At 40.0% G+C, this 17,816-nt stretch carries 18 protein-coding genes; 6 read left to right on the plus strand and 12 right to left on the minus strand.

The window, feature by feature from the left end:
* Window positions 1-18 precede the first annotated feature (18 nt).
* Entirely contained in the window at window positions 19-3,102 is a 3,084-nt protein-coding gene (locus FDK13_RS05170; protein WP_137338924.1) for a PVC-type heme-binding CxxCH protein, read from the minus strand.
* A 126-nt stretch (window positions 3,103-3,228) separates the two neighbouring features.
* On the opposite strand from FDK13_RS05170, the gene FDK13_RS05175 reads away from it, so the two are divergent.
* Window positions 3,229-3,819 (plus strand): hypothetical protein, encoded by a 591-nt coding sequence (locus FDK13_RS05175; RefSeq protein ID WP_137338925.1) that lies wholly within the window; start codon window positions 3,229-3,231, stop codon window positions 3,817-3,819.
* A gap of 26 nt (window positions 3,820-3,845) precedes the next feature.
* On the opposite strand, the gene FDK13_RS05180 is transcribed toward FDK13_RS05175, so the two are convergent.
* Complete coding sequence (locus tag FDK13_RS05180) at window positions 3,846-4,136, minus strand: putative quinol monooxygenase (protein WP_137338926.1); 291 nt, start codon at window positions 4,134-4,136, stop codon at window positions 3,846-3,848.
* Between the two features lie 256 nt (window positions 4,137-4,392).
* Between FDK13_RS05180 and FDK13_RS05185 the strand changes: the two genes are divergently transcribed.
* Window positions 4,393-5,319 (plus strand): alpha/beta hydrolase, encoded by a 927-nt coding sequence (locus FDK13_RS05185; RefSeq protein ID WP_137338927.1) that lies wholly within the window; start codon window positions 4,393-4,395, stop codon window positions 5,317-5,319.
* A gap of 47 nt (window positions 5,320-5,366) precedes the next feature.
* On the opposite strand, the gene FDK13_RS05190 is transcribed toward FDK13_RS05185, so the two are convergent.
* Entirely contained in the window at window positions 5,367-5,774 is a 408-nt protein-coding gene (locus FDK13_RS05190; protein ID WP_137338928.1) for a T9SS type A sorting domain-containing protein, read from the minus strand.
* A gap of 225 nt (window positions 5,775-5,999) precedes the next feature.
* Between FDK13_RS05190 and FDK13_RS35300 the strand changes: the two genes are divergently transcribed.
* Window positions 6,000-6,149 carry a hypothetical protein gene (locus FDK13_RS35300; protein WP_170982711.1) on the plus strand — a complete coding sequence of 50 codons (150 nt, stop codon included), beginning with the start codon at window positions 6,000-6,002 and terminating at the stop codon, window positions 6,147-6,149.
* Between the two features lie 16 nt (window positions 6,150-6,165).
* On the opposite strand, the gene moaA is transcribed toward FDK13_RS35300, so the two are convergent.
* Genes moaA through FDK13_RS05215 form a run of 5 tightly spaced genes read right to left on the minus strand, consistent with a single transcriptional unit; the run spans window position 6,166 to window position 10,038 of the window.
* Window positions 6,166-7,158, minus strand: coding sequence for a GTP 3',8-cyclase MoaA (gene moaA, locus FDK13_RS05195; RefSeq protein WP_137338929.1), 993 nt, complete (start codon window positions 7,156-7,158; stop codon window positions 6,166-6,168).
* A 13-nt stretch (window positions 7,159-7,171) separates the two neighbouring features.
* On the minus strand, window positions 7,172-8,077 hold the full coding sequence (gene moaCB, locus FDK13_RS05200; RefSeq protein ID WP_137338930.1) for a bifunctional molybdenum cofactor biosynthesis protein MoaC/MoaB: 906 nt from the start codon (window positions 8,075-8,077) through the stop codon (window positions 7,172-7,174).
* 10 nt (window positions 8,078-8,087) lie between these two features.
* On the minus strand, window positions 8,088-8,537 hold the full coding sequence (locus FDK13_RS05205) for a molybdenum cofactor biosynthesis protein MoaE (RefSeq protein WP_137338931.1): 450 nt from the start codon (window positions 8,535-8,537) through the stop codon (window positions 8,088-8,090).
* A 53-nt stretch (window positions 8,538-8,590) separates the two neighbouring features.
* Window positions 8,591-8,830 carry a MoaD/ThiS family protein gene (locus FDK13_RS05210; protein ID WP_137338932.1) on the minus strand — a complete coding sequence of 80 codons (240 nt, stop codon included), beginning with the start codon at window positions 8,828-8,830 and terminating at the stop codon, window positions 8,591-8,593.
* 17 nt (window positions 8,831-8,847) lie between these two features.
* Window positions 8,848-10,038 (minus strand): molybdopterin molybdotransferase MoeA, encoded by a 1,191-nt coding sequence (locus tag FDK13_RS05215; protein ID WP_137338933.1) that lies wholly within the window; start codon window positions 10,036-10,038, stop codon window positions 8,848-8,850.
* Window positions 10,039-10,504: 466 nt separating this feature from the next.
* On the opposite strand from FDK13_RS05215, the gene FDK13_RS05220 reads away from it, so the two are divergent.
* On the plus strand, window positions 10,505-11,290 hold the full coding sequence (locus tag FDK13_RS05220; protein WP_137338934.1) for a lytic transglycosylase domain-containing protein: 786 nt from the start codon (window positions 10,505-10,507) through the stop codon (window positions 11,288-11,290).
* A 132-nt stretch (window positions 11,291-11,422) separates the two neighbouring features.
* Window positions 11,423-11,869, plus strand: coding sequence for a peptidylprolyl isomerase (locus tag FDK13_RS05225; protein WP_137338935.1), 447 nt, complete (start codon window positions 11,423-11,425; stop codon window positions 11,867-11,869).
* Window positions 11,870-11,944: 75 nt separating this feature from the next.
* Here the strand turns inward: FDK13_RS05225 and FDK13_RS05230 are convergent, their stop codons facing one another.
* The 3 genes from FDK13_RS05230 to purH form a co-directional block, all read right to left on the minus strand.
* The gene (locus tag FDK13_RS05230) at window positions 11,945-13,564 is read right to left on the minus strand and encodes a sodium:solute symporter family transporter (RefSeq protein ID WP_137338936.1); all 1,620 of its coding nucleotides are present in this window, start codon (window positions 13,562-13,564) and stop codon (window positions 11,945-11,947) included.
* A gap of 169 nt (window positions 13,565-13,733) precedes the next feature.
* Window positions 13,734-14,609: a hypothetical protein gene (locus tag FDK13_RS05235; RefSeq protein WP_181956143.1), complete on the minus strand. Its 876-nt coding sequence runs from the start codon at window positions 14,607-14,609 to the stop codon at window positions 13,734-13,736.
* Between the two features lie 75 nt (window positions 14,610-14,684).
* Window positions 14,685-16,220: a bifunctional phosphoribosylaminoimidazolecarboxamide formyltransferase/IMP cyclohydrolase gene (gene purH, locus FDK13_RS05240; protein ID WP_137338937.1), complete on the minus strand. Its 1,536-nt coding sequence runs from the start codon at window positions 16,218-16,220 to the stop codon at window positions 14,685-14,687.
* Window positions 16,221-16,444: 224 nt separating this feature from the next.
* Here purH and FDK13_RS05245 point away from each other — a divergent pair, with 224 nt between their 5' ends.
* Window positions 16,445-17,233 (plus strand): SDR family oxidoreductase, encoded by a 789-nt coding sequence (locus tag FDK13_RS05245; protein ID WP_137338938.1) that lies wholly within the window; start codon window positions 16,445-16,447, stop codon window positions 17,231-17,233.
* A 61-nt stretch (window positions 17,234-17,294) separates the two neighbouring features.
* On the opposite strand, the gene FDK13_RS05250 is transcribed toward FDK13_RS05245, so the two are convergent.
* Window positions 17,295-17,768 (minus strand): hypothetical protein, encoded by a 474-nt coding sequence (locus tag FDK13_RS05250; RefSeq protein ID WP_137338939.1) that lies wholly within the window; start codon window positions 17,766-17,768, stop codon window positions 17,295-17,297.
* Between the last annotated feature and the right edge of the window lie 48 nt (window positions 17,769-17,816).

Raw genomic sequence — 17,816 nt, forward strand, 5'->3', positions numbered from 1 at the left:
TGAAATAAAAGCGATAAATTATTTTTTCTTCAGACTACTTAAATATTCCACAAGGTTAACCAGCTCATCAGTTGTCATAGCATCCTGAAGACCGGCAGGCATCATGGAATCCTTCATCTGTTTCATTGATTTCACCTGCGACATTTTATATTCCTGGGTTGTACCACCCGGAAGTTTCATGATTAAATCTGTTTCGGTTTTACTTGAAACAATTCCTGTAACTGATGATCCGTCTTTAAATTGAACTTCAAAACCTTCGTAACCAAAACCGATTCCGGCGCTTGGTTCAAAAATGGCAGCGTACTCTGCTTCTTTTGGAAGTTTACTACCAATTTCAGAGAGTTTCGGACCAAAGTCCATTCCTTGTCCATTTACCTGATGGCAAACAGAACAGTACATCGAAAATATTTCCTTGCCCTTTCCGGCATTTCCGGTCATACCAACAAGCGTTTTGATATCCGGATGTTTTTTGGCAGCAACACTATTTCCGTCAACATATTTAGCTGCCTCGATCTGAATTGATTTCCGCCATGCTCCGCTGAGTCCCTGAACAGCTGGCGTTTTTAAATCGCCTGCAATTTTCCCTTCTTTTAACAAAACCAAAACAAGATCTTCACCATTCATTGTACCGCCTAATGAGCGGGCGGCTTCCGAACGGACTGCGATTGGCTCTTTTGTATCAAGCGCAACAGTTTTCAGAATATCCAGAGATTGTTTGCTTCCGACACCTTTAATAGAAGCCAGCGCAGCGGATGCTTTTTCAGAATCCTTTCCTTTTATAACTGTCCAAAGCAATGGCGCGCCTCCTTGCTTCAAAAGTTGCTGTCCGGCAGAACGGCCAATATTTGTTTGTGATTTAGACGTTGCCAGTTGCAGCAATCGGTTATTTTCAGCGGGAAGTTCATAGCGGGAAACCAATTCCATATAAGTGGCGCTTCCATATGTTGCATCAAGTAATTTTTTCAAAGATGCCAATGCTTCCGGTGATTGTTTTACAAAAACCGGATCCAAATGACGAAGTGCCAATTCGTTGATTTCGTTTTGGTTTTCGGCTTTTCCTTTCATGATTTTCAATAAAGCCGTCGACTTTTCTTTCGCTCCCGGATTAAAATCAAAAGCACGGAAATATTTCAAACGACTTTTCGGATCAACACCCGGATCACTCGCCAGAGAAGCAAGCAAATTAACCGATTCCTTACTTCGAGAACGCCAGACAATGTTTTTCCCGGCATCCGTAGCAATCGGATTTGGTCCCGCTTTTGAAAGCCAGGCCTTGAAAAATGCATCCCATTGTCCTTCGGCACCAATTCCCAAAGCTTCCAGATACCAGCGATCTTTTCCGTCATATTGCTGTGCAAGTTCAGCCCAAAGATTTGCAGCATCCGGAGATACTGTTCCATGAAGCGACAAAGCACATTCACGACGCACCTGAACGTCAGAGTCGTTAGCCAACAATTTGATATATTTTACCAAATCTGCATTTCTTTTTTCACGAACCACACGAATTGCCATAATCCGCATATCCGGATTTGCATCACGCAAAGCAGATTCCAGATTTTCAGTACTTACTCTGTCAATCGTTGCAATAGCCCACAAAGCACGGGCACGCATACGCGGATTTTCTTTTGTATTTTCAAATAGCTTTTTAAGCTCCGGAAGTGATTTATCACCCATTTTCATCAAAGCATTCCAGGCCAGATACCGTACCGAAAGGTTAGGATTTTGTAATGCCTGCACCGCTCCCGCTGCTGTTGAAAAATCTGCCGAAGGAATTTTATACGGTGTATTTTCCGGTGCAATTCTATACAAACGTCCTTTATTCTGATCGCCAGCCTGATGTCCGCCAACACCCGGATCATACCAGTCGGAAACGATAAGCGAACCATCCGGTGCCACACAAACATCCGAAGGCCTGAACCACTGATCACGTTTTCCTTCCAGAAGATTTACAATTTTGGCAGAATAACCCGCGCCGGATTTTGCAGCCGTATAAGAACGTACCACGTTTGGACCAGCGTCGCAGTGAATCATTTGATCCCAGAATATTTTTGGTAACAACCGTCCTTCATACACAACCATTCCTGTTGGCGATCCTGCTCCCGTTTGCAAAAGATTTGGAATAACGCCGGGATCATTCAAATGCCAGTGGCGAAAAGGAATAGAATCTTCAATATTGGTACGGTTTGCGCGCCAGCCTGCACCGGTAATTTCATCTGTATAACCATAATTTCCGTATTGCATGACATAATTAATGCGGACACCTTTGTTTCCATCATCATCATTATCCGACTGCCACATGGTACCGTAACTATCCACGGCTACTTCGTAATTGTTCCGGAAATTATTTCCAAGCACTTCAATATTTTTGAAATCCGGATCACAGCGAAAAACCATTCCCTGTTTGTTTTTCTTAAAATCCACCGGTTTTCCATCCTGACCTACGACTGGATTTCCTTTTCCGTCCAGCAGATGCCCGCCTTCATTTCCAAAATTGAAATATAATTTCCCATCCGGCCCAAAGACAAACGCGTGCATACCATGATCATGCTGCTCTCCACCGACACCTTCAAAAATGACTTCTTTTTTATCTGCTTTTCCGTCTCCGTCTGCATCTGTAAATAACCAGACATAAGGGCTTTGAGAAACAATGACCTGATTGCCCATTACCCAAATTCCCAAAGGAGAATTCAGTTCTTTTCCCTGATAAAAAACGGTTGTTTTATCCGATTTTCCATCACCGTTTGTATCTTCCAAAATTAAAATCCGATCGCCTTCGGCATGTGTTGGATTGCCATTGATTGCGGGACGATAATTATACGCTTCACAAACCCATACACGTCCCAAATGGTCCACATCAATATTGGTAGGATTAGTCAATGTCGGTTCTGAGGCAAAAAGCGTAGCTTCCAGGCCGTTGGCAACGGTTAGTCCTGCGGTAGCATATTTTGGAGAATGCTTTTGCTCGGTCGTCAAATTTTCGTATAAACTATCCAGACCTGATCCTTTTACAGTGCTCGGATTGGTCCGCATGTAGGAGGCGGCCAGTATTCCCAAGGCAAGCATACCAGAAATTGATAATGTTACCGGATTCTTAAAGTTCATCGGTGATCGGTTTAATCAGTTATTTTTTTGCAGAGTAAGCTTTACAAAGTAATCCTTTCTAGGTTTCTATCCATAAAGATTACTAAATTTAGACTATAAGAAAACAGCCACCTATCATTTACTACCATGAACAGGATTTTTTTTAGCCTTGCCATTATTTGCTCTGCATTTCAGGCAGGAGCGCAAACTGTGATTTCTCCCGAAGACATACAAATTAAGACGGCGATACTGGCTGCTCCAAGCGATAAACAAGCTGCCGCAAAAGTATATGGCTACGCTTCTGACGGCGCTTTTAAGGTTTTAAGAAACGGAACGAATGATTTTGTTTGTATTGCCGACGATCCGACAAAGGATGGAATTAACGTATCCTGCTATCACGCCGACCTTGAACCTTTTATGGAGCGCGGCCGGGTTTTGACCAAAGAAGGAAAAAATCAAAAAGAGATATTTGATATCCGTGAAAAAGAAGTCAAAAGCAAAAAGCTGCTGATGCCTAAACAACCCGCAACACTTTATTCATTTTCCGGATCAGCTGAAAACTATGATTCAAAAACGGGCGAGCTGAAAGATGGGTATATGCGTTATGTGGTTTATATACCTTTTGCAACGTCTGAAAGTACCGGCCTTCCGCTAAAACCTGATATGCCTGGAATGCCCTGGATCATGGACCCGGGAACACATCGCGCCCATATCATGATCAATCCGGCAAAGAAATAGTTAGAAGGAAAAACTGAATATAAACGTCAGGATACTTTTTCAACCGAAAATGCCATTGGCGCATCGGCAAAAAGTATCTTGGTTTTTTTCCAGATCAATCCAAAAAATTCGGTTCTTCTATAATTGTCAAGGGTTTCAACAGATTCCCAGTGACTATGTGTTACAAAAATATTGGGATCGTCCACATCGCGCCAAAGTTCAAGATGCAAACATCCCGGCATACTCCTGATATCGTTTTTGCATTGTTCAAAAATACGTTGAAATTCACTGGTTTTTTCAGGGAGGAAAGTCATTCTAACGATTCGTATGATAGTCATAAACTTACTAATGATTGATGGATCGGATAATGCCAAAAAAATCAAAATTCATTCTCTAATCGCGCAGCACAACTATTAAACTGGAAGCCGTACAGACAAAGTATATTAAATTCCGGTTTTTTAAACCTACAAAATTATTATTACTTTACTTCATCGACGATTAAGTATATCAAAGATAACTTTCATCAGGATCTCCGGAGGATATTTGGGGTAGAGATTAAAAATAATCGTCTTTTAAACGAAAGATCATTAATCGATGAAAAAAACGAAATCTATAGTCATGGCCATCGGCCTGACCGCCTTATCATTACAATCAATGGCTCAAAATGAAGTAATATCCTTATGGCCGGAAGGAAAAGTACCCAATTCCATAGCCAATAAGGTTGAAGAAAAATCTGTAACAGATGCAAATGGAATTTTAAGGATCAGCGGCGTTACTGTCCCGACGATCACAGCTTTTATTGTTCCAAAAGAAAAAGCAACCGGCGCTGCTGTAATGATCTGTCCGGGTGGCGGTTACGGGATACTTGCCGCTTCTCATGAAGGAAGTGATCTTGCCAAATGGTTTAACGAAAGAGGCATTTCAGCTTTTGTTCTAAAATATCGTTTACCAGATGCCAAAGCCATGACGCATCAGCATGAAGTTCCGCTAATGGACGCCATGCAGGGAATAAAGTTAATTCGCCAGTCGGCTAAGAAATGGAATATTGATGCTGACAAAATCGGAGTGATGGGTTTTTCGGCAGGTGGACATTTGGCGGCTACGTTATCAACACATTACAATCTTGGGAAACAGGCCTCAGAAGACGCCAAACCTAATTTTTCAATATTGTTATATCCTGTAATTTCATTCATGCCCGAAATTGCTCATGGCGGTTCACGAGATGCTTTACTAGGATCAGAAAAATCGGAAGAATTGATAAAATATTATTCTAATGAATTGCAGGTCAGCGAAAAAACGCCAACGGCTTTTTTAGTACATGCCATGGATGACGGCGCGGTGCCTGTGGAAAACAGCATTGCTTATTATCTGGCTTTGAAGAAATTTAAAACTCCGGCAGAAATGCACTTATATCCAAAAGGCGGACATGGTTTCGGGCTGAGAACAGATGGAAAAGGATCACTGGTAAACTGGCCGGCAGCGATGGACGGCTGGCTTAAAGCAAATGGCTGGGGCAAATAAAACGATCGGGATACAAATCTTATCCGATTTGTATCCCGATCTTCAATTTAGTTTAGCGCTACTAATTTCCTTCCGGCAACTTCTGCAATTTCAGTAGTTGCAAGACTAACATTTTTTACAATTTTCTCTTCTCCGCTCACAATTTCAATCTTGTAATTTCCGTCACTGATTTCGGAAAAATCAAATTTCTGACCGATTTTCTCGATTCCTTTTCCTACATATTCCTGGTGGAGAATTTTTCCATTGCTATCTAAAAGCCTGATATGAACGCGGGTATCTTTCTCTTTTTCCACTAGTACGTTCATCATCAAAGTATTTTTCACACGATACATCCCAACCCGAAAAGGCTGATAGTAATTATTTCCTGATGCATTTTGAGTTTGTCCGGCGAATGCAAATCCGCTTACCAGTAAGCCGAGCATGACGGCAACGAAAGTTGTTTTGAAATTTTTCATGATTGAAGATTTATGGCTAAATTTTCAACAATGATGTCCTCAGTCACGCCGATGTTGCATGTAAATAGTTAAACGGTAGAAAATCGTGTTGAACGGTAGAGTGATAAAAAATCAGGTTACTCTTACAATAATTATCCTTTTTATCTTGTGCTGCCTGGATTCATTTATAAGACTGATTGTTTACATTTGATAGGAAAAGAAACTTAGAAAGTAATAAAGTTACCAATGACACCTATTCAATTAATAAATCATGAAGATGACCAACTACCTCAATGGCAAATGGAGGTAGTTAGCATCAGAATTGAAAAGTATAAAAATAATCCGGAGTTAATGATTGATGAAGATTTAGCTTTAAAAATGCTTGATTCTGAGTAATTTAAGCTTTTATGAATCACCCGCCAATCGCAATCATCCTCCTATTCTGTTCATAATCAGCTTTTGCTTCCTTGGCAGTAAAATCAATATGCCCACCGTGTGCAAAATGTTTTTTGTGAAAATGAGAATAGATTAATGAGCGAATATCTTCTCCACGACGAAGCGGAGTCAAAAGATCGATTTCTGTTGTATCAAAAAGACAATTTTTAAGTTTTCCATCAGCCGTGAGTCTTATCCGGTTGCAACCTGCGCAAAAAGGATGAGTCACGGTCCCGATAATTCCAAAAGTACCTTTTCCGCCATGAACCTTGAAACTGTGCGCAGTATCATGTAATTCACCTTCAAGTTTTTCAAATTCAAACTGTTTATTTATATCAGATAACAAATCGTTGTAGGATACGATTTTCGACATTTCCCATTTGTTTCCGTTGAAAGGCATAAATTCAATAAAACGAACGTGGAGATTCGGCTCATCCAGCGTTAACCTGACAAAATCATTAACCTCAGTATCGTTGATTCCTTTCATAACCACGACATTAATTTTGACAACAAATCCTTCGGAAATCAGGAGTTTGATACTGTCAAGCGTTTTGTTGAAATGATCTCTTTTTGTAATACTTTTGAAAGTTGTTTCATTCAAAGTATCCAGACTTACGTTCAGGGAACGTACGCCGGCATTTTTCAAATCGTCAATAAATTGATCTACAAAAACCGCATTTGTCGTTAAAGTCAATGAGGTTGGCAAGGTACCCAAGTTTTGAATAATCTGGCCAACGTCTTTCCTTATTAAGGGTTCTCCACCGGTTAACCTTATTTTTTCAACGCCCAAATCCACAAAAATCCCCGCAAGTGTCTGAATTTCGTCAGCCTGCATCAACCATTTTGAGGGCATAAATTGCATATCCTCCTGAGGCATACAATAGGTACAACGCAGATTACACTTATCCGTAAGCGAAATCCGCAGATAAGTATGCTTTCGACCAAATGTATCCAAAATAGGTTGAGACATTTTCTTGTTTTAATTAATGCTTATTTCCTTCCATAACACTAAAAACATGGAGGACGTGCGGGAACAGTGCATCCATATAATCCGTTACGCCGCCTGTGCTTCCCGGCATTGTCAAAACCAGTGTTTCTCCGACCAAACCGGCAACCGATCTGGATAACATGGAAGTTGGTATTCTTTCCTGTCCGTATTGTCTGGCCGTTTCAGCTATTCCGGGAATTTCTCTGTCAATCAATTCACTGACAGCTTCGGGTGTAACATCTCTTGGCGACAATCCGGTTCCTCCTGTAATCAATATCAGCTGATAAGATAAAGCACAAAGGCCTTTTATTTTTTCCTGAATTGTATTTTTGTTGTCTGGAATAATGCTGTAATCGTTTACTTCAATTCCGAGCAAATCCAGCTTCTCAATGATTTTCCGACCAGATTTATCTTCTCCGATACCTTTTGAAATGCTATCGGAGCAGACAATTACCGCTGTTTTCAAATGTTCAGGAATCGCTTTTCTATCACTTTTCCCACCTTTTTTCTCCAACAATTTTATATTCCGTATTTCAACGCCTTTGTCAATCGGTTTTAACATGTCATAAAGTGTAAGCGCTACAACAGACGCTCCGTGCATGGCTTCTACCTCAACACCTGTTTTATAAATTGTTTTGACAGTCAACTCAATAACAATCGTCAGCTCTTCAATTCTGTAAGCCACACCCGAATATTCAATAGGAATCGGGTGACAATCGGGCAATAAATCAGGTGTTTTTTTGACTGCCAACAATCCGGCAGCTTTTGCCATTTCAAAAACATCACCTTTTGGAACAGTCCTGTTTTGAATAGCCGCAATTGTTTCCGGCTTACTGACCTGAACAATTGCCTGCGCTGTTGCAATCCGCAACGTATTGGTTTTGTGCGTAATATCAACCATTATATCAATTTTACTTATTTTCTTTCCAGATGTATTCTCCGGCCGGTCCCACCAGTTCTTTTCCGAAAATCGGGACTTTCGTTTTTATTTGTTCAACAATATATTCAGACGCTTCAAAAGCTGCACGCCGATGTCCCGATGAAACAAAAACAAAAAGACTGATTTCACCCGTTGGCACAAGTCCTATGCTATGATAAATATGCATACAGATCAGGTCAAATTTTGAAAACGCATCTTCGCGGATCTCATGAAAAGTTTGTTCAGCCATTTCTTCATAAGCCGAATATTCAATTCCTGTTACGAAACCTTCAGCTTTTTCGTCGGCCCGGATTTGTCCAAGAAAAATGGCGTGCGCTCCAATATTCACTTTACTCTGATGTTTGGCGATTGAATCCGCAATAAATTGAGGACTGATTGCACCCGGTACAAATACTTTTTTGGGTTTATGAAGTTTCTCCATCACACCTTATTAAATTCTTATCTTTTGATCAAAATCCCTTTAATACCTTTATTTCAACCGCCGGCAAAAGGCGGTAAAAGTGCAATTTCTGATGACAGAGGAATAATGGTAGCATCATCACCTATTTTCTGATTCACCGCAACTTTAAATTTCTTCCCGCGCATCTGCGGGTATTTTTCATTCAGCAACTCTTTCAAATCACTAACTGTCATGTTTTCTTTTCCAGACAAAGATTCTTTTGCCTGTCCCGAGATTTCTGCCAACATGCCAAAATATAAAACATTGATACTCATTTTTTTAGGTTCTAATTTTACAAGGGCAATAAATGTACCTCTACAAGATCACCTGCGTAAACATTTTGCTGGGTAACGGGCAGATATATTAATGCATTTGCCACCGCAAAAGAACGCAAAGCAAAAGATTCCTGGCCCTCCAGAGAAGTAACCTGTGCATTAGAAACACTTGCTTTTAAAAATTCGTCCCTTTCTCCGTTAAAAGAATAAGCGTGTGAAATCGGCAGCTTGAAAGAAGGTAAAAAATGATCTTTCCGCCCTGACATCAATCTTAACGCGGGCAAAACATATTCATAAAAGCATACCAGAGACGAAGCGGGATTTCCAGGAAGCGCGTAAAAATGATTTTTCTGCGTTTTTGCAAACAGCAAAGGTTTCCCCGGTTTTTGTCTGATCTTGTAAAAAATCGTCTCCGCACCTATCGCTTCCAGAGCCTTACCAACATAATCATAATCACCGACAGAAACCCCGCCGGTAGCCATGATGACATCGTTTCGTGTTGCCATTAATTCCAGACTGCTGATTGTTGACGCCAAATCGTCTTCGGCATACATAATTTCAACCTGGTGAATTCCTTCTTTTGTCAACGCTGCAACCAGCATGGCAGAATTTGACTCGTACACTTGTCCATCGCCTAATGCGTCGCCCGTTTTTACCAGCTCGTCGCCCGTTACTAAAATTCCTATTTTCGGCTTGCGATATACTTCAACTTCCTGAACATTCAACCCTGTTAAAAAACCAATGGCTCCGGCCGAAAGATAAGTTCCGGCAGCCAAAGCGATATCACCTTCCCGGATTTGCTGCCCGATATTGCGGACGTTCAAATTCTCCGCAACGGGATATTCCTTTATAATCACATTGCCATTTTCAACAGAAGTGCGTTCCTGCATAATCACAGCCGTGGCACCTGCCGGAACCGGTGCGCCGGTAAATATCCTGATCGCAGTTCCTGGTTTCAGGGACAACTTAGAAGTTCCACCTGCTTTGGATTCCGCAACAATTGGCAAAATAATATTTTCATTACTAACATCGGTGTGTAAAACTGCATAACCGTCCATAGAAGATTGCCTGAAAGATGGAAGGGATAAACTGGCCAATACATCCTTTGCCAATACGTATCCCAAAGCTTCCGGTACCGGTTTTAATACTGTCGGCAACGCAATAGCATTGGCTGTAATTCTTTTTTTCGCTTCTTCTACTGTGACCATTTTTTTTATGCTGTGTCTAACTATGCAAGTTACTATTTATAAACTGAACGAAAGGCAATTTTATGAGCGAAAATGGACTCCAAAACCGGGCCATTTCAGATAAATTGTAAGAAAAAAGAAGGCCGGATTGGGGTTTGTAAAATAGAAAAATGAAAAATTTAATTATTTCTGATATTACTATTTAAGATTCGATCTTTATATAGTTCAATTTTTACCACTAAATATTCATTTTGTATCCTACGGTGATTTCCAATGATTATTCTTTAAATTTAATTTAAACCTATAAATTATTTTTGAACGCATTCAGAATCCAAAATTACATCAACTTAAATTAGTGCTAATTCCAAATTACCCAATTACCTATAAATCAACTTTTTACCCTAAAATGAAATATTATTAATTCAATAGCGTTATCTTTGTCCCGTGGAATACCACCGAAAATTATGTTGAACGAAATTAAACATGGATGATTAGATTAATATTTATTGCCTTCTCAATTGCATCAATGGGGATATTTTCTCTTAGCAACTTGAAGGTAGAAAAGAAGGAATTGAAGTCTGAACTAACAATCAACTCCAACCTTCTTGCCATCAATTTTTGTGGCGAAAAGGTGCCTCTTACGGAAATGCGCATAGCCGAGCGGTACCAGAACATGATCAGAAATTACGACACTGATTCCTTTCGTAAACTGATGATAAGCGCAGAAAGAAGGATGCGAATTATTGAGCCCATCCTTAAAAAGTACGGAGTACCTTCCGACTTTAAATATATTCCAATCATAGAAAGTGCCATGAGCAACGAAGCTACCTCACACAGAGGAGCATCAGGATACTGGCAACTAATGCCCGCAACAGCCAAATCACTTGGCTTGACCGTAAATGGAACGGTTGACGATCGCAAACATCTTGTTAAATCCACCCACGCAGCAGGTAAGTATTTAAAAGGACTTCACCGCCAGCTTGGTTCCTGGACACTTGTAGCAGCTGCCTACAATGCAGGACCAACGCACATTCAGCACCGAATGAACTCACAAAATAAAGATGACTATTTTAAGCTTCGGTTAAACGCAGAAACAACTAAGTACATTTATAAATTAATAGCAGTCAAAGAGTGGTTTTCCAATCCTAAAAGAAGCAAGGAATGGGGAAGCGGCGATGTTTTAGATAAAATGGTGCAGATAAGGGAAGAGAAAAAACTTTCCGAGTTGAAACCGGATTTAAAACAATTGGCAAGAGTAGCAACTGATTCTTAATTTCTTTGGTTATATGATCGTTACAATGCAAAGAAAGACTGCAATATGCTTTTCTTTGCATTTGTTATGATATACAATTCAGTTGTATAAAAATACTTCATTTATTTTTTACCAAATACCAGTCAAACGAATATGACAAAGGCCGAAATGATCACCGATAAAGGTACTATGCTTATCGAATTTTACGATGAGGAGACACCTATTGCAGTGAAAAACTTTGTAGATCTTTCTAAAAAAGGATTTTATGATGGACTAATTTTCCACCGCGTTATTCCTGATTTCATGATTCAGGGCGGAGATCCTCAGGGAACAGGACGCGGAGGTCCGGGATACACAATTAAATGTGAAGTAAAAGCTGAAAAACAGCATCACGAACGCGGCGTTTTATCTATGGCTCATGCAGGACGTGACACGGGTGGATCACAATTCTTTATTTGCCATAGCCGTAACAATACTGCCCATTTGGACGGGAACCATACTTGCTTCGGTAAAGTGGTTGAAGGACTTGACACGATTGATTTGATCCGTCAGGGAGATAAAATCCAGAAAATTACAATTATCGAAGAAGAAATAGCATAAGCTTTTCATTTCTTTTATAAAACAAAACAGGCCTGGAAATTTCCAGGCCTGTTTTGTTTTATTTCAAATTCTATCTTACCAGAAATGGTAATATAGGATTGCGATCATAGCAATAACAAATGATGCGCCGATCACGAAACTGCGATGTGGCTTAAACATCGAAACATCAATCTGTAATCCTTTTTTCTCATCAGGCAATACAAGTCCAAGAACAAACATAACGGCTACGCAAATCAGGAATACCAATCCCATTCTGTCAAGGAAGGGAACTTGCGTCCAGTCAGCAAATGGAAAGTAATTGTTGTGCATTGCCAAAGCAATCAGGAATCCACCAACGATAGCAAATAATGCACCTGCAGAGTTTGTCCGTTTCCAGAAGAAGCCCATAATAAACGAGGCGAAAATCCCCGGCGAAAGAAGACCGGTCATTTCCTGAATAAACTGGAAACCACCTTTTTTATCAATACCCATGTAAGGAGATACAACGATCGCAAGAATCATCGCAACTACTACAACCCAGCGTCCAACCCAAACTAATCTCTTTTCGTCAGCATTTTTACCGATATAATTTCTGAAAATATCCAGCGTAAAAATCGTGGAAATACTGTTTGCTTTTCCAGCCAGTGAAGCAACAACCGCCGCTGTTAAAGCAGCAAAGGAAAGACCTTTCAAACCAGCAGGCAATAGATTTAAGAGTACAGGATACGCTTTATCCGGATTAATTGTTCCGTCTGCCCCTAACATTTCAGCCTGGAAAAGACCTTTGCTATAAAGTGCATAAGCAGCGATACCAGGTAAAACAACGATTACTGGCATCAAAAGTTTAAGACCTGCTGCAAACAAAATACCATTACGCGCCGTTTTCAAATCTGCCCCTAATGCACGCTGTGTAATATATTGATTACATCCCCAGTAGTTCAAATTCACGATCCACATACCACCCAATAAAACCGCAAGGCCGGGTAGCTGCATATAGAAAGGACTGCTTTTACGGAAGATCATGTGGAAGTGGTCGTCATGATTTTCACGCATCATTTTCATTCCGCTAATTAAACCATCAATACCATTTTCACCTGAAACCAGATTAATAGCCAGATAAGTTGTTGCCAAACCACCGATGATCAAAAAGAAAACCTGAATAACGTCGGTAAAACCGATAACCTTCATCCCGCCGATTGTAATGATAATGGCGAAAACTGCCAGAGCGATCATACAGAAAGTGAAGTCCAATCCCGAAATACCGGAAACTGCCAGCGCACCTAAGTAAAGAATAGAAGTAAGATTCACCAGAATATACAAAGCCAGCCAGAAAACCGCCATAATCAAACTCACAGTTGGATTATATCGCTGACTTAAAAACTGAGGCATAGTATAAATTTTGTTCTTCAAATAGATCGGCATAAAGAAAACCGCGACGATAATAAGCGTAGCGGCTGCCATCCATTCATAGGTTGAAATCCCCAAACCCATGGAAAATCCGTTACCGGACATCCCGATAAATTGTTCTGCGGAAATATTAGACGCGATCAGAGATGCACCAATTGCCCACCAGGTAAGCGATCCTTCTGCCAGGAAAAAGTCTTGTGTAGATTCAGTAGTTGATTTTTTTCGTTGGTAAATCCAATACCCGTAACCCGATACCAGAATAAAGTAAAAGAAGAATACTATGTAATCCAGGGTTTGTAACTGTTGCATTTCAAATATACAATATTAGATGAATGGATAAGCGATTTTCTGTTCAATCCGAAAGGTACACTATTTTCGAAAAATAGTGCAAGTAAAAAAAGCATGTTCCTTACTATTGTCAGCCTTTATTTATTATTGATGTCTAAAAACAGATAAACAAATAAAATAAGAGGCCGCTTTACTCATCCATTTTAACGGAATCCGGCAAACGGAGTGGATTATCAGGGAGTTTCAACTTGTCCTTTTGCTTTGCTTTATTTTCCTGATCACGATAACTTTCTGCGAAGGATTTACCGCTTTTCATGTCAGAAACCAGTTTTACCAAACCTGTTTGTCCGCAATAAGCCAGCCAGTAAGATATTTCAAGCCCGGAACTCATATACGCAAGCATCACTTCTTTTGGACCACCGTTAAAAAACCCTTTAACGGAAGCGATGCTTTTAAGTTCAAGAATATTTTGTCCGCCGCCGGTTTGATAAAGCCATTCATCCATATAATCAAAATACCGGCCGAACGAATCAGGATTATTTACAAAACGTCTGTCCAGCATGAGCGCCGTTCCTTCATTAAACCACTGCGGAATATCCATAGTCGTTTTCCACCAGCCCAAACGACCCAGCAATTCCACATGAGACATTTCGTGACTTATTACATCCACATTTAAACCCTGTGCATTTAAAATCACATAGGATTGTCCCCAGGGCGTACCTAAACTGCATCCCGCTCCTTCCGTACTCTGACAATATTTTTGATATTCCTGCGGAGTTTCGCAAATAATCAATTTAGGTTTCGCTTGTTTTCCCAGCCAAAATGAATCAATCCGCATTTCTGCTTTTTGGATCACGCCAAGTATATTCTTGCGCCGATTTTGTTCAAGGGAAGGACTGGAATAAATATAATCGTTAACCTTTTCAAAATTTGAAAGACCAATAATCTGACATTGAAGAACCTGAGGATAAAGGAAAAAATAACCCGGAATAACTAAAACCAACCCGATCAGAAGAAATTTGCCAAGAGCGGCAAGACGGGATTCAGATAATGAGTTGGTTTTCAATGAGGCAATCTTTAATACAATTGATTTTAAACACGACGTTTCAAAAAGAACGAAACGCCGTGCTTAAAATTGAAATTAATGTTTGAAATGACGAATTCCGGTAGTAACCATCGCAACACCATTTGCGTTACAATAAGCAATAGAATCTTTGTCACGGATAGATCCACCCGGTTGTACAACCGCCGTAATTCCAGCCTGCGTCGCAATTTCAACACAATCCGGGAATGGGAAAAATGCATCGGAAGCCATTACCGCTCCTTGCAGATCAAAGCCAAAATGTTTCGCTTTTTCAATAGCCTGACGAAGCGCATCAATACGTGAAGTTTGTCCTGTTCCGCTGGCGAAAAGCTGGTTTTCTTTGGCAAGAACGATCGTATTTGATTTTGTATGTTTACAAACCTTCAAAGCAAATTCCAAAGCAACCAGCTCATTAGCAGTTGGCGCTTTTTCAGTTACCGTTGTCATTTGTTCCGCTGTTTCGGTCGCAAGATCTTTATCTTGTACCAATACACCATTTAATATTGTTTTGAACATAATTCCCGGAAGATCCACAGATTTACGTTTCAATAAATTTCTATTTTTCTTAGATTTCAACAATGCTAATGCATCTTCTTCGAAGTCAGGAGCAATCAGAATTTCCATGAAAAGTTTGTTCAATTCTTCTGCCGTAGCCAGATCAACCTTAACATTTGTAATCACAACGCCGCCAAAAGCAGAATCCGGATCACAAGCCAAAGCGTTCAAATAAGCTTCTTTTGCAGTACCAGCGGTAGCAACACCGCAAGCATTGGTATGTTTTATGATCGCAAATGTTGGATCAGCACCAGCGAATTCATCGATCAGACCGATACATGCATCAACATCTACCAGATTGTTATATGACAAATCTTTGCCGTGAAGCTTGTCAAACATTTTGTCAAGATCACCGTGGAACGCTGCATTTTGATGAGGATTTTCCCCGTAGCGAAGTGTTTGTGACGGCAATTTTGTAAAGTTAAACAGCGCATCATCAGCACTTGAATCTTTTGAAAGGAAATAATTGTTAATCGCGCCATCGTAGTGTGAAGAAACACCAAAAGCCTCTCCTGCATACCAGCGACGATCTTCAAGATCCGTACTTGCAGACTTTTCAGTTAACAGCGTTACAACACTTTGATATTGATTACGGGAAGAAACAATCAGCGTATCCTTGTAATTTTTCGCCGTAGCACGAATCAGAGAAATACCTCCAATATCAATTTTTTCAATAATATCCTCCTCTCGGGCACCCGAAGCAACGGTTTCCTCAAAAGGATACAAATCCACCACAACCATATCGATTGCAGGAATATTATATTGAGCCGCCTGCGCTACATCTCCCTCATCATCGCGACGATACAAAATTCCGCCCATAATAGCCGGGTGCAAAGTTTTTACTCTTCCACCAAAAATAGATGGATAACCGGTAAGCTCTTCGGCTGCGGTAACCGGAATATTCAGGTTTTCAATGAAAGTTTGCGTTCCACCTGTGGAATAAAGTTTTACACCATTTTCATGTAAAACGCGAACAAGCGGTTCAAGACCGTCCTTATAATATACAGAGATAAGAGCGGATTGGATTTTTTTAGACATTGGTCAATATTTGACGGTAAACATTACAAGACTTGGGCAATCGAAAAACAAAACGCAAAGGTAATTGTTAATTGTTAATTGTTAAGGGTTAATTGTTAATGCGATGAGCATAATCACAAAAAATATAATCATGCATAAAAAAATAATATTTTAACTAAATTAACCATCTCTCCCACTCCTCTTACATTAACAATTCACCATTAATAATTAACAATTAAAAAAATATGAATCTTGACTTAACAGGAAAAACGGCCATTGTTTGTGGCAGCACGCAGGGAATTGGCTATGCATCAGCGGTTGAACTGGCATTGATGGGCGCAAATGTGACGCTTATGGCCAGAAATGAAGAATCGCTTAGAGAAGCTGTTGAAACTTTGGATACTTCTTTAAATCAACTGCACCGTTATATAGTGGCCGATTTTTCCGATAATGAAAATGTAAAACATGCGATTGAGGAATATTTAAGACTTTGCCCTGACGTTCATATTCTTATCAATAACACAGGCGGCCCTGCTGGCGGACCGATCATCGATGCAGAAACCGATCAGTTTATCAAAACATTTCAGATGCATGTTGTGAATTATCAGATATTGGCGCAGGCTATTGTTCCAAGTATGAAAAAGGCTGGTTTTGGAAGAATCGTAAATATTATCAGTACCTCTGTCAAACAGCCGATTGTTGGACTGGGCGTTTCAAATACAATTCGCGGAGCAGTATCCAGCTGGTCAAAAACGATGTCACTTGAACTTGGGCCGTTTGGAATCACTTCCAATAATGTGTTGCCAGGTTTTACAAAAACGGCTAGATTGAATGCGGTTGTGGGTATGCGAAGCGAATCTCAGGGAAAATCAGTTCAGGAAATTTCCGATCAAATGGAATCTCAAATCCCGATCAGAAGATTTAGCGAAGCTTCGGAAGTTGGAGCTGCTGTGGCTTTTTTGTGCAGTCCGGCCGCGGGAAGTATTAGTGGGGTGAATTTGCCTGTGGATGGGGGAAAAACGGAGAGTATGTAAAAATTATTTACTTCTATTCTGAAATTATCACAATAATGACAGAATAGAAGTAAAATGAATTTTAATATCCAAAACTCATCATCAGATCTTTTTTATCAACTGCATAAGATAACCCACCAATAACGTTACCGCTTTTGTATAGGCTTATTCCGGTATTATATTCCTGACCTTTTGCATTTTTATAGACAAGTCGATAATTATTAAGCAACCCGGTCCTTCCAAAATGATCGGACTTATCTTTGTCTTCAGTTACAACGGCTTCAAAACTTTCCTGAACCTCAACCTTAGAATCATGGAGTGTTATTTGAACATGTAAAGTATTATTATCTTTCTTCGAAAATTTTATAATACTATTGGCTGCATTTAACTTGGCCTGAGCAATTATTGACCTATCATCCTGATTAAGTATCAGGTAATCTGTATTACGAACGCCTACCAGTTGTGATGTTAAGTCCGGTCCTGCATCTTCTTTTTCTTTACAAGATCCCAAAGTAATAGTTAAAAACACGATGAACACGAATACAGATGCTTTCATGACAGTAAGTTTTATTAATAAGGTTGAAGTAATTGTAACCTCAAATTA

The organism is Dyadobacter frigoris, from assembly GCF_005280585.1.
Taxonomy (GTDB): domain Bacteria; phylum Bacteroidota; class Bacteroidia; order Cytophagales; family Spirosomataceae; genus Dyadobacter; species Dyadobacter frigoris.

What these genes read in the sequence shown, in the direction of transcription:
- FDK13_RS05170 (WP_137338924.1), bottom strand. Translation starts at nt 3,102, where the DNA reads ATGAACTTTAAGAATCCGGTAACATTATCAATTTCTGGTATGCTTGCC.
- FDK13_RS05175 (WP_137338925.1), top strand. Translation starts at nt 3,229, where the DNA reads ATGAACAGGATTTTTTTTAGCCTTGCCATTATTTGCTCTGCATTTCAG.
- FDK13_RS05180 (WP_137338926.1), bottom strand. Translation starts at nt 4,136, where the DNA reads ATGACTATCATACGAATCGTTAGAATGACTTTCCTCCCTGAAAAAACC.
- FDK13_RS05185 (WP_137338927.1), top strand. Translation starts at nt 4,393, where the DNA reads ATGAAAAAAACGAAATCTATAGTCATGGCCATCGGCCTGACCGCCTTA.
- FDK13_RS05190 (WP_137338928.1), bottom strand. Translation starts at nt 5,774, where the DNA reads ATGAAAAATTTCAAAACAACTTTCGTTGCCGTCATGCTCGGCTTACTG.
- FDK13_RS35300 (WP_170982711.1), top strand. Translation starts at nt 6,000, where the DNA reads ATGACACCTATTCAATTAATAAATCATGAAGATGACCAACTACCTCAA.
- moaA (WP_137338929.1), bottom strand. Translation starts at nt 7,158, where the DNA reads ATGTCTCAACCTATTTTGGATACATTTGGTCGAAAGCATACTTATCTG.
- moaCB (WP_137338930.1), bottom strand. Translation starts at nt 8,077, where the DNA reads ATGGTTGATATTACGCACAAAACCAATACGTTGCGGATTGCAACAGCG.
- FDK13_RS05205 (WP_137338931.1), bottom strand. Translation starts at nt 8,537, where the DNA reads ATGGAGAAACTTCATAAACCCAAAAAAGTATTTGTACCGGGTGCAATC.
- FDK13_RS05210 (WP_137338932.1), bottom strand. Translation starts at nt 8,830, where the DNA reads ATGAGTATCAATGTTTTATATTTTGGCATGTTGGCAGAAATCTCGGGA.
- FDK13_RS05215 (WP_137338933.1), bottom strand. Translation starts at nt 10,038, where the DNA reads ATGGTCACAGTAGAAGAAGCGAAAAAAAGAATTACAGCCAATGCTATT.
- FDK13_RS05220 (WP_137338934.1), top strand. Translation starts at nt 10,505, where the DNA reads ATGATTAGATTAATATTTATTGCCTTCTCAATTGCATCAATGGGGATA.
- FDK13_RS05225 (WP_137338935.1), top strand. Translation starts at nt 11,423, where the DNA reads ATGACAAAGGCCGAAATGATCACCGATAAAGGTACTATGCTTATCGAA.
- FDK13_RS05230 (WP_137338936.1), bottom strand. Translation starts at nt 13,564, where the DNA reads ATGCAACAGTTACAAACCCTGGATTACATAGTATTCTTCTTTTACTTT.
- purH (WP_137338937.1), bottom strand. Translation starts at nt 16,220, where the DNA reads ATGTCTAAAAAAATCCAATCCGCTCTTATCTCTGTATATTATAAGGAC.
- FDK13_RS05245 (WP_137338938.1), top strand. Translation starts at nt 16,445, where the DNA reads ATGAATCTTGACTTAACAGGAAAAACGGCCATTGTTTGTGGCAGCACG.
- FDK13_RS05250 (WP_137338939.1), bottom strand. Translation starts at nt 17,768, where the DNA reads ATGAAAGCATCTGTATTCGTGTTCATCGTGTTTTTAACTATTACTTTG.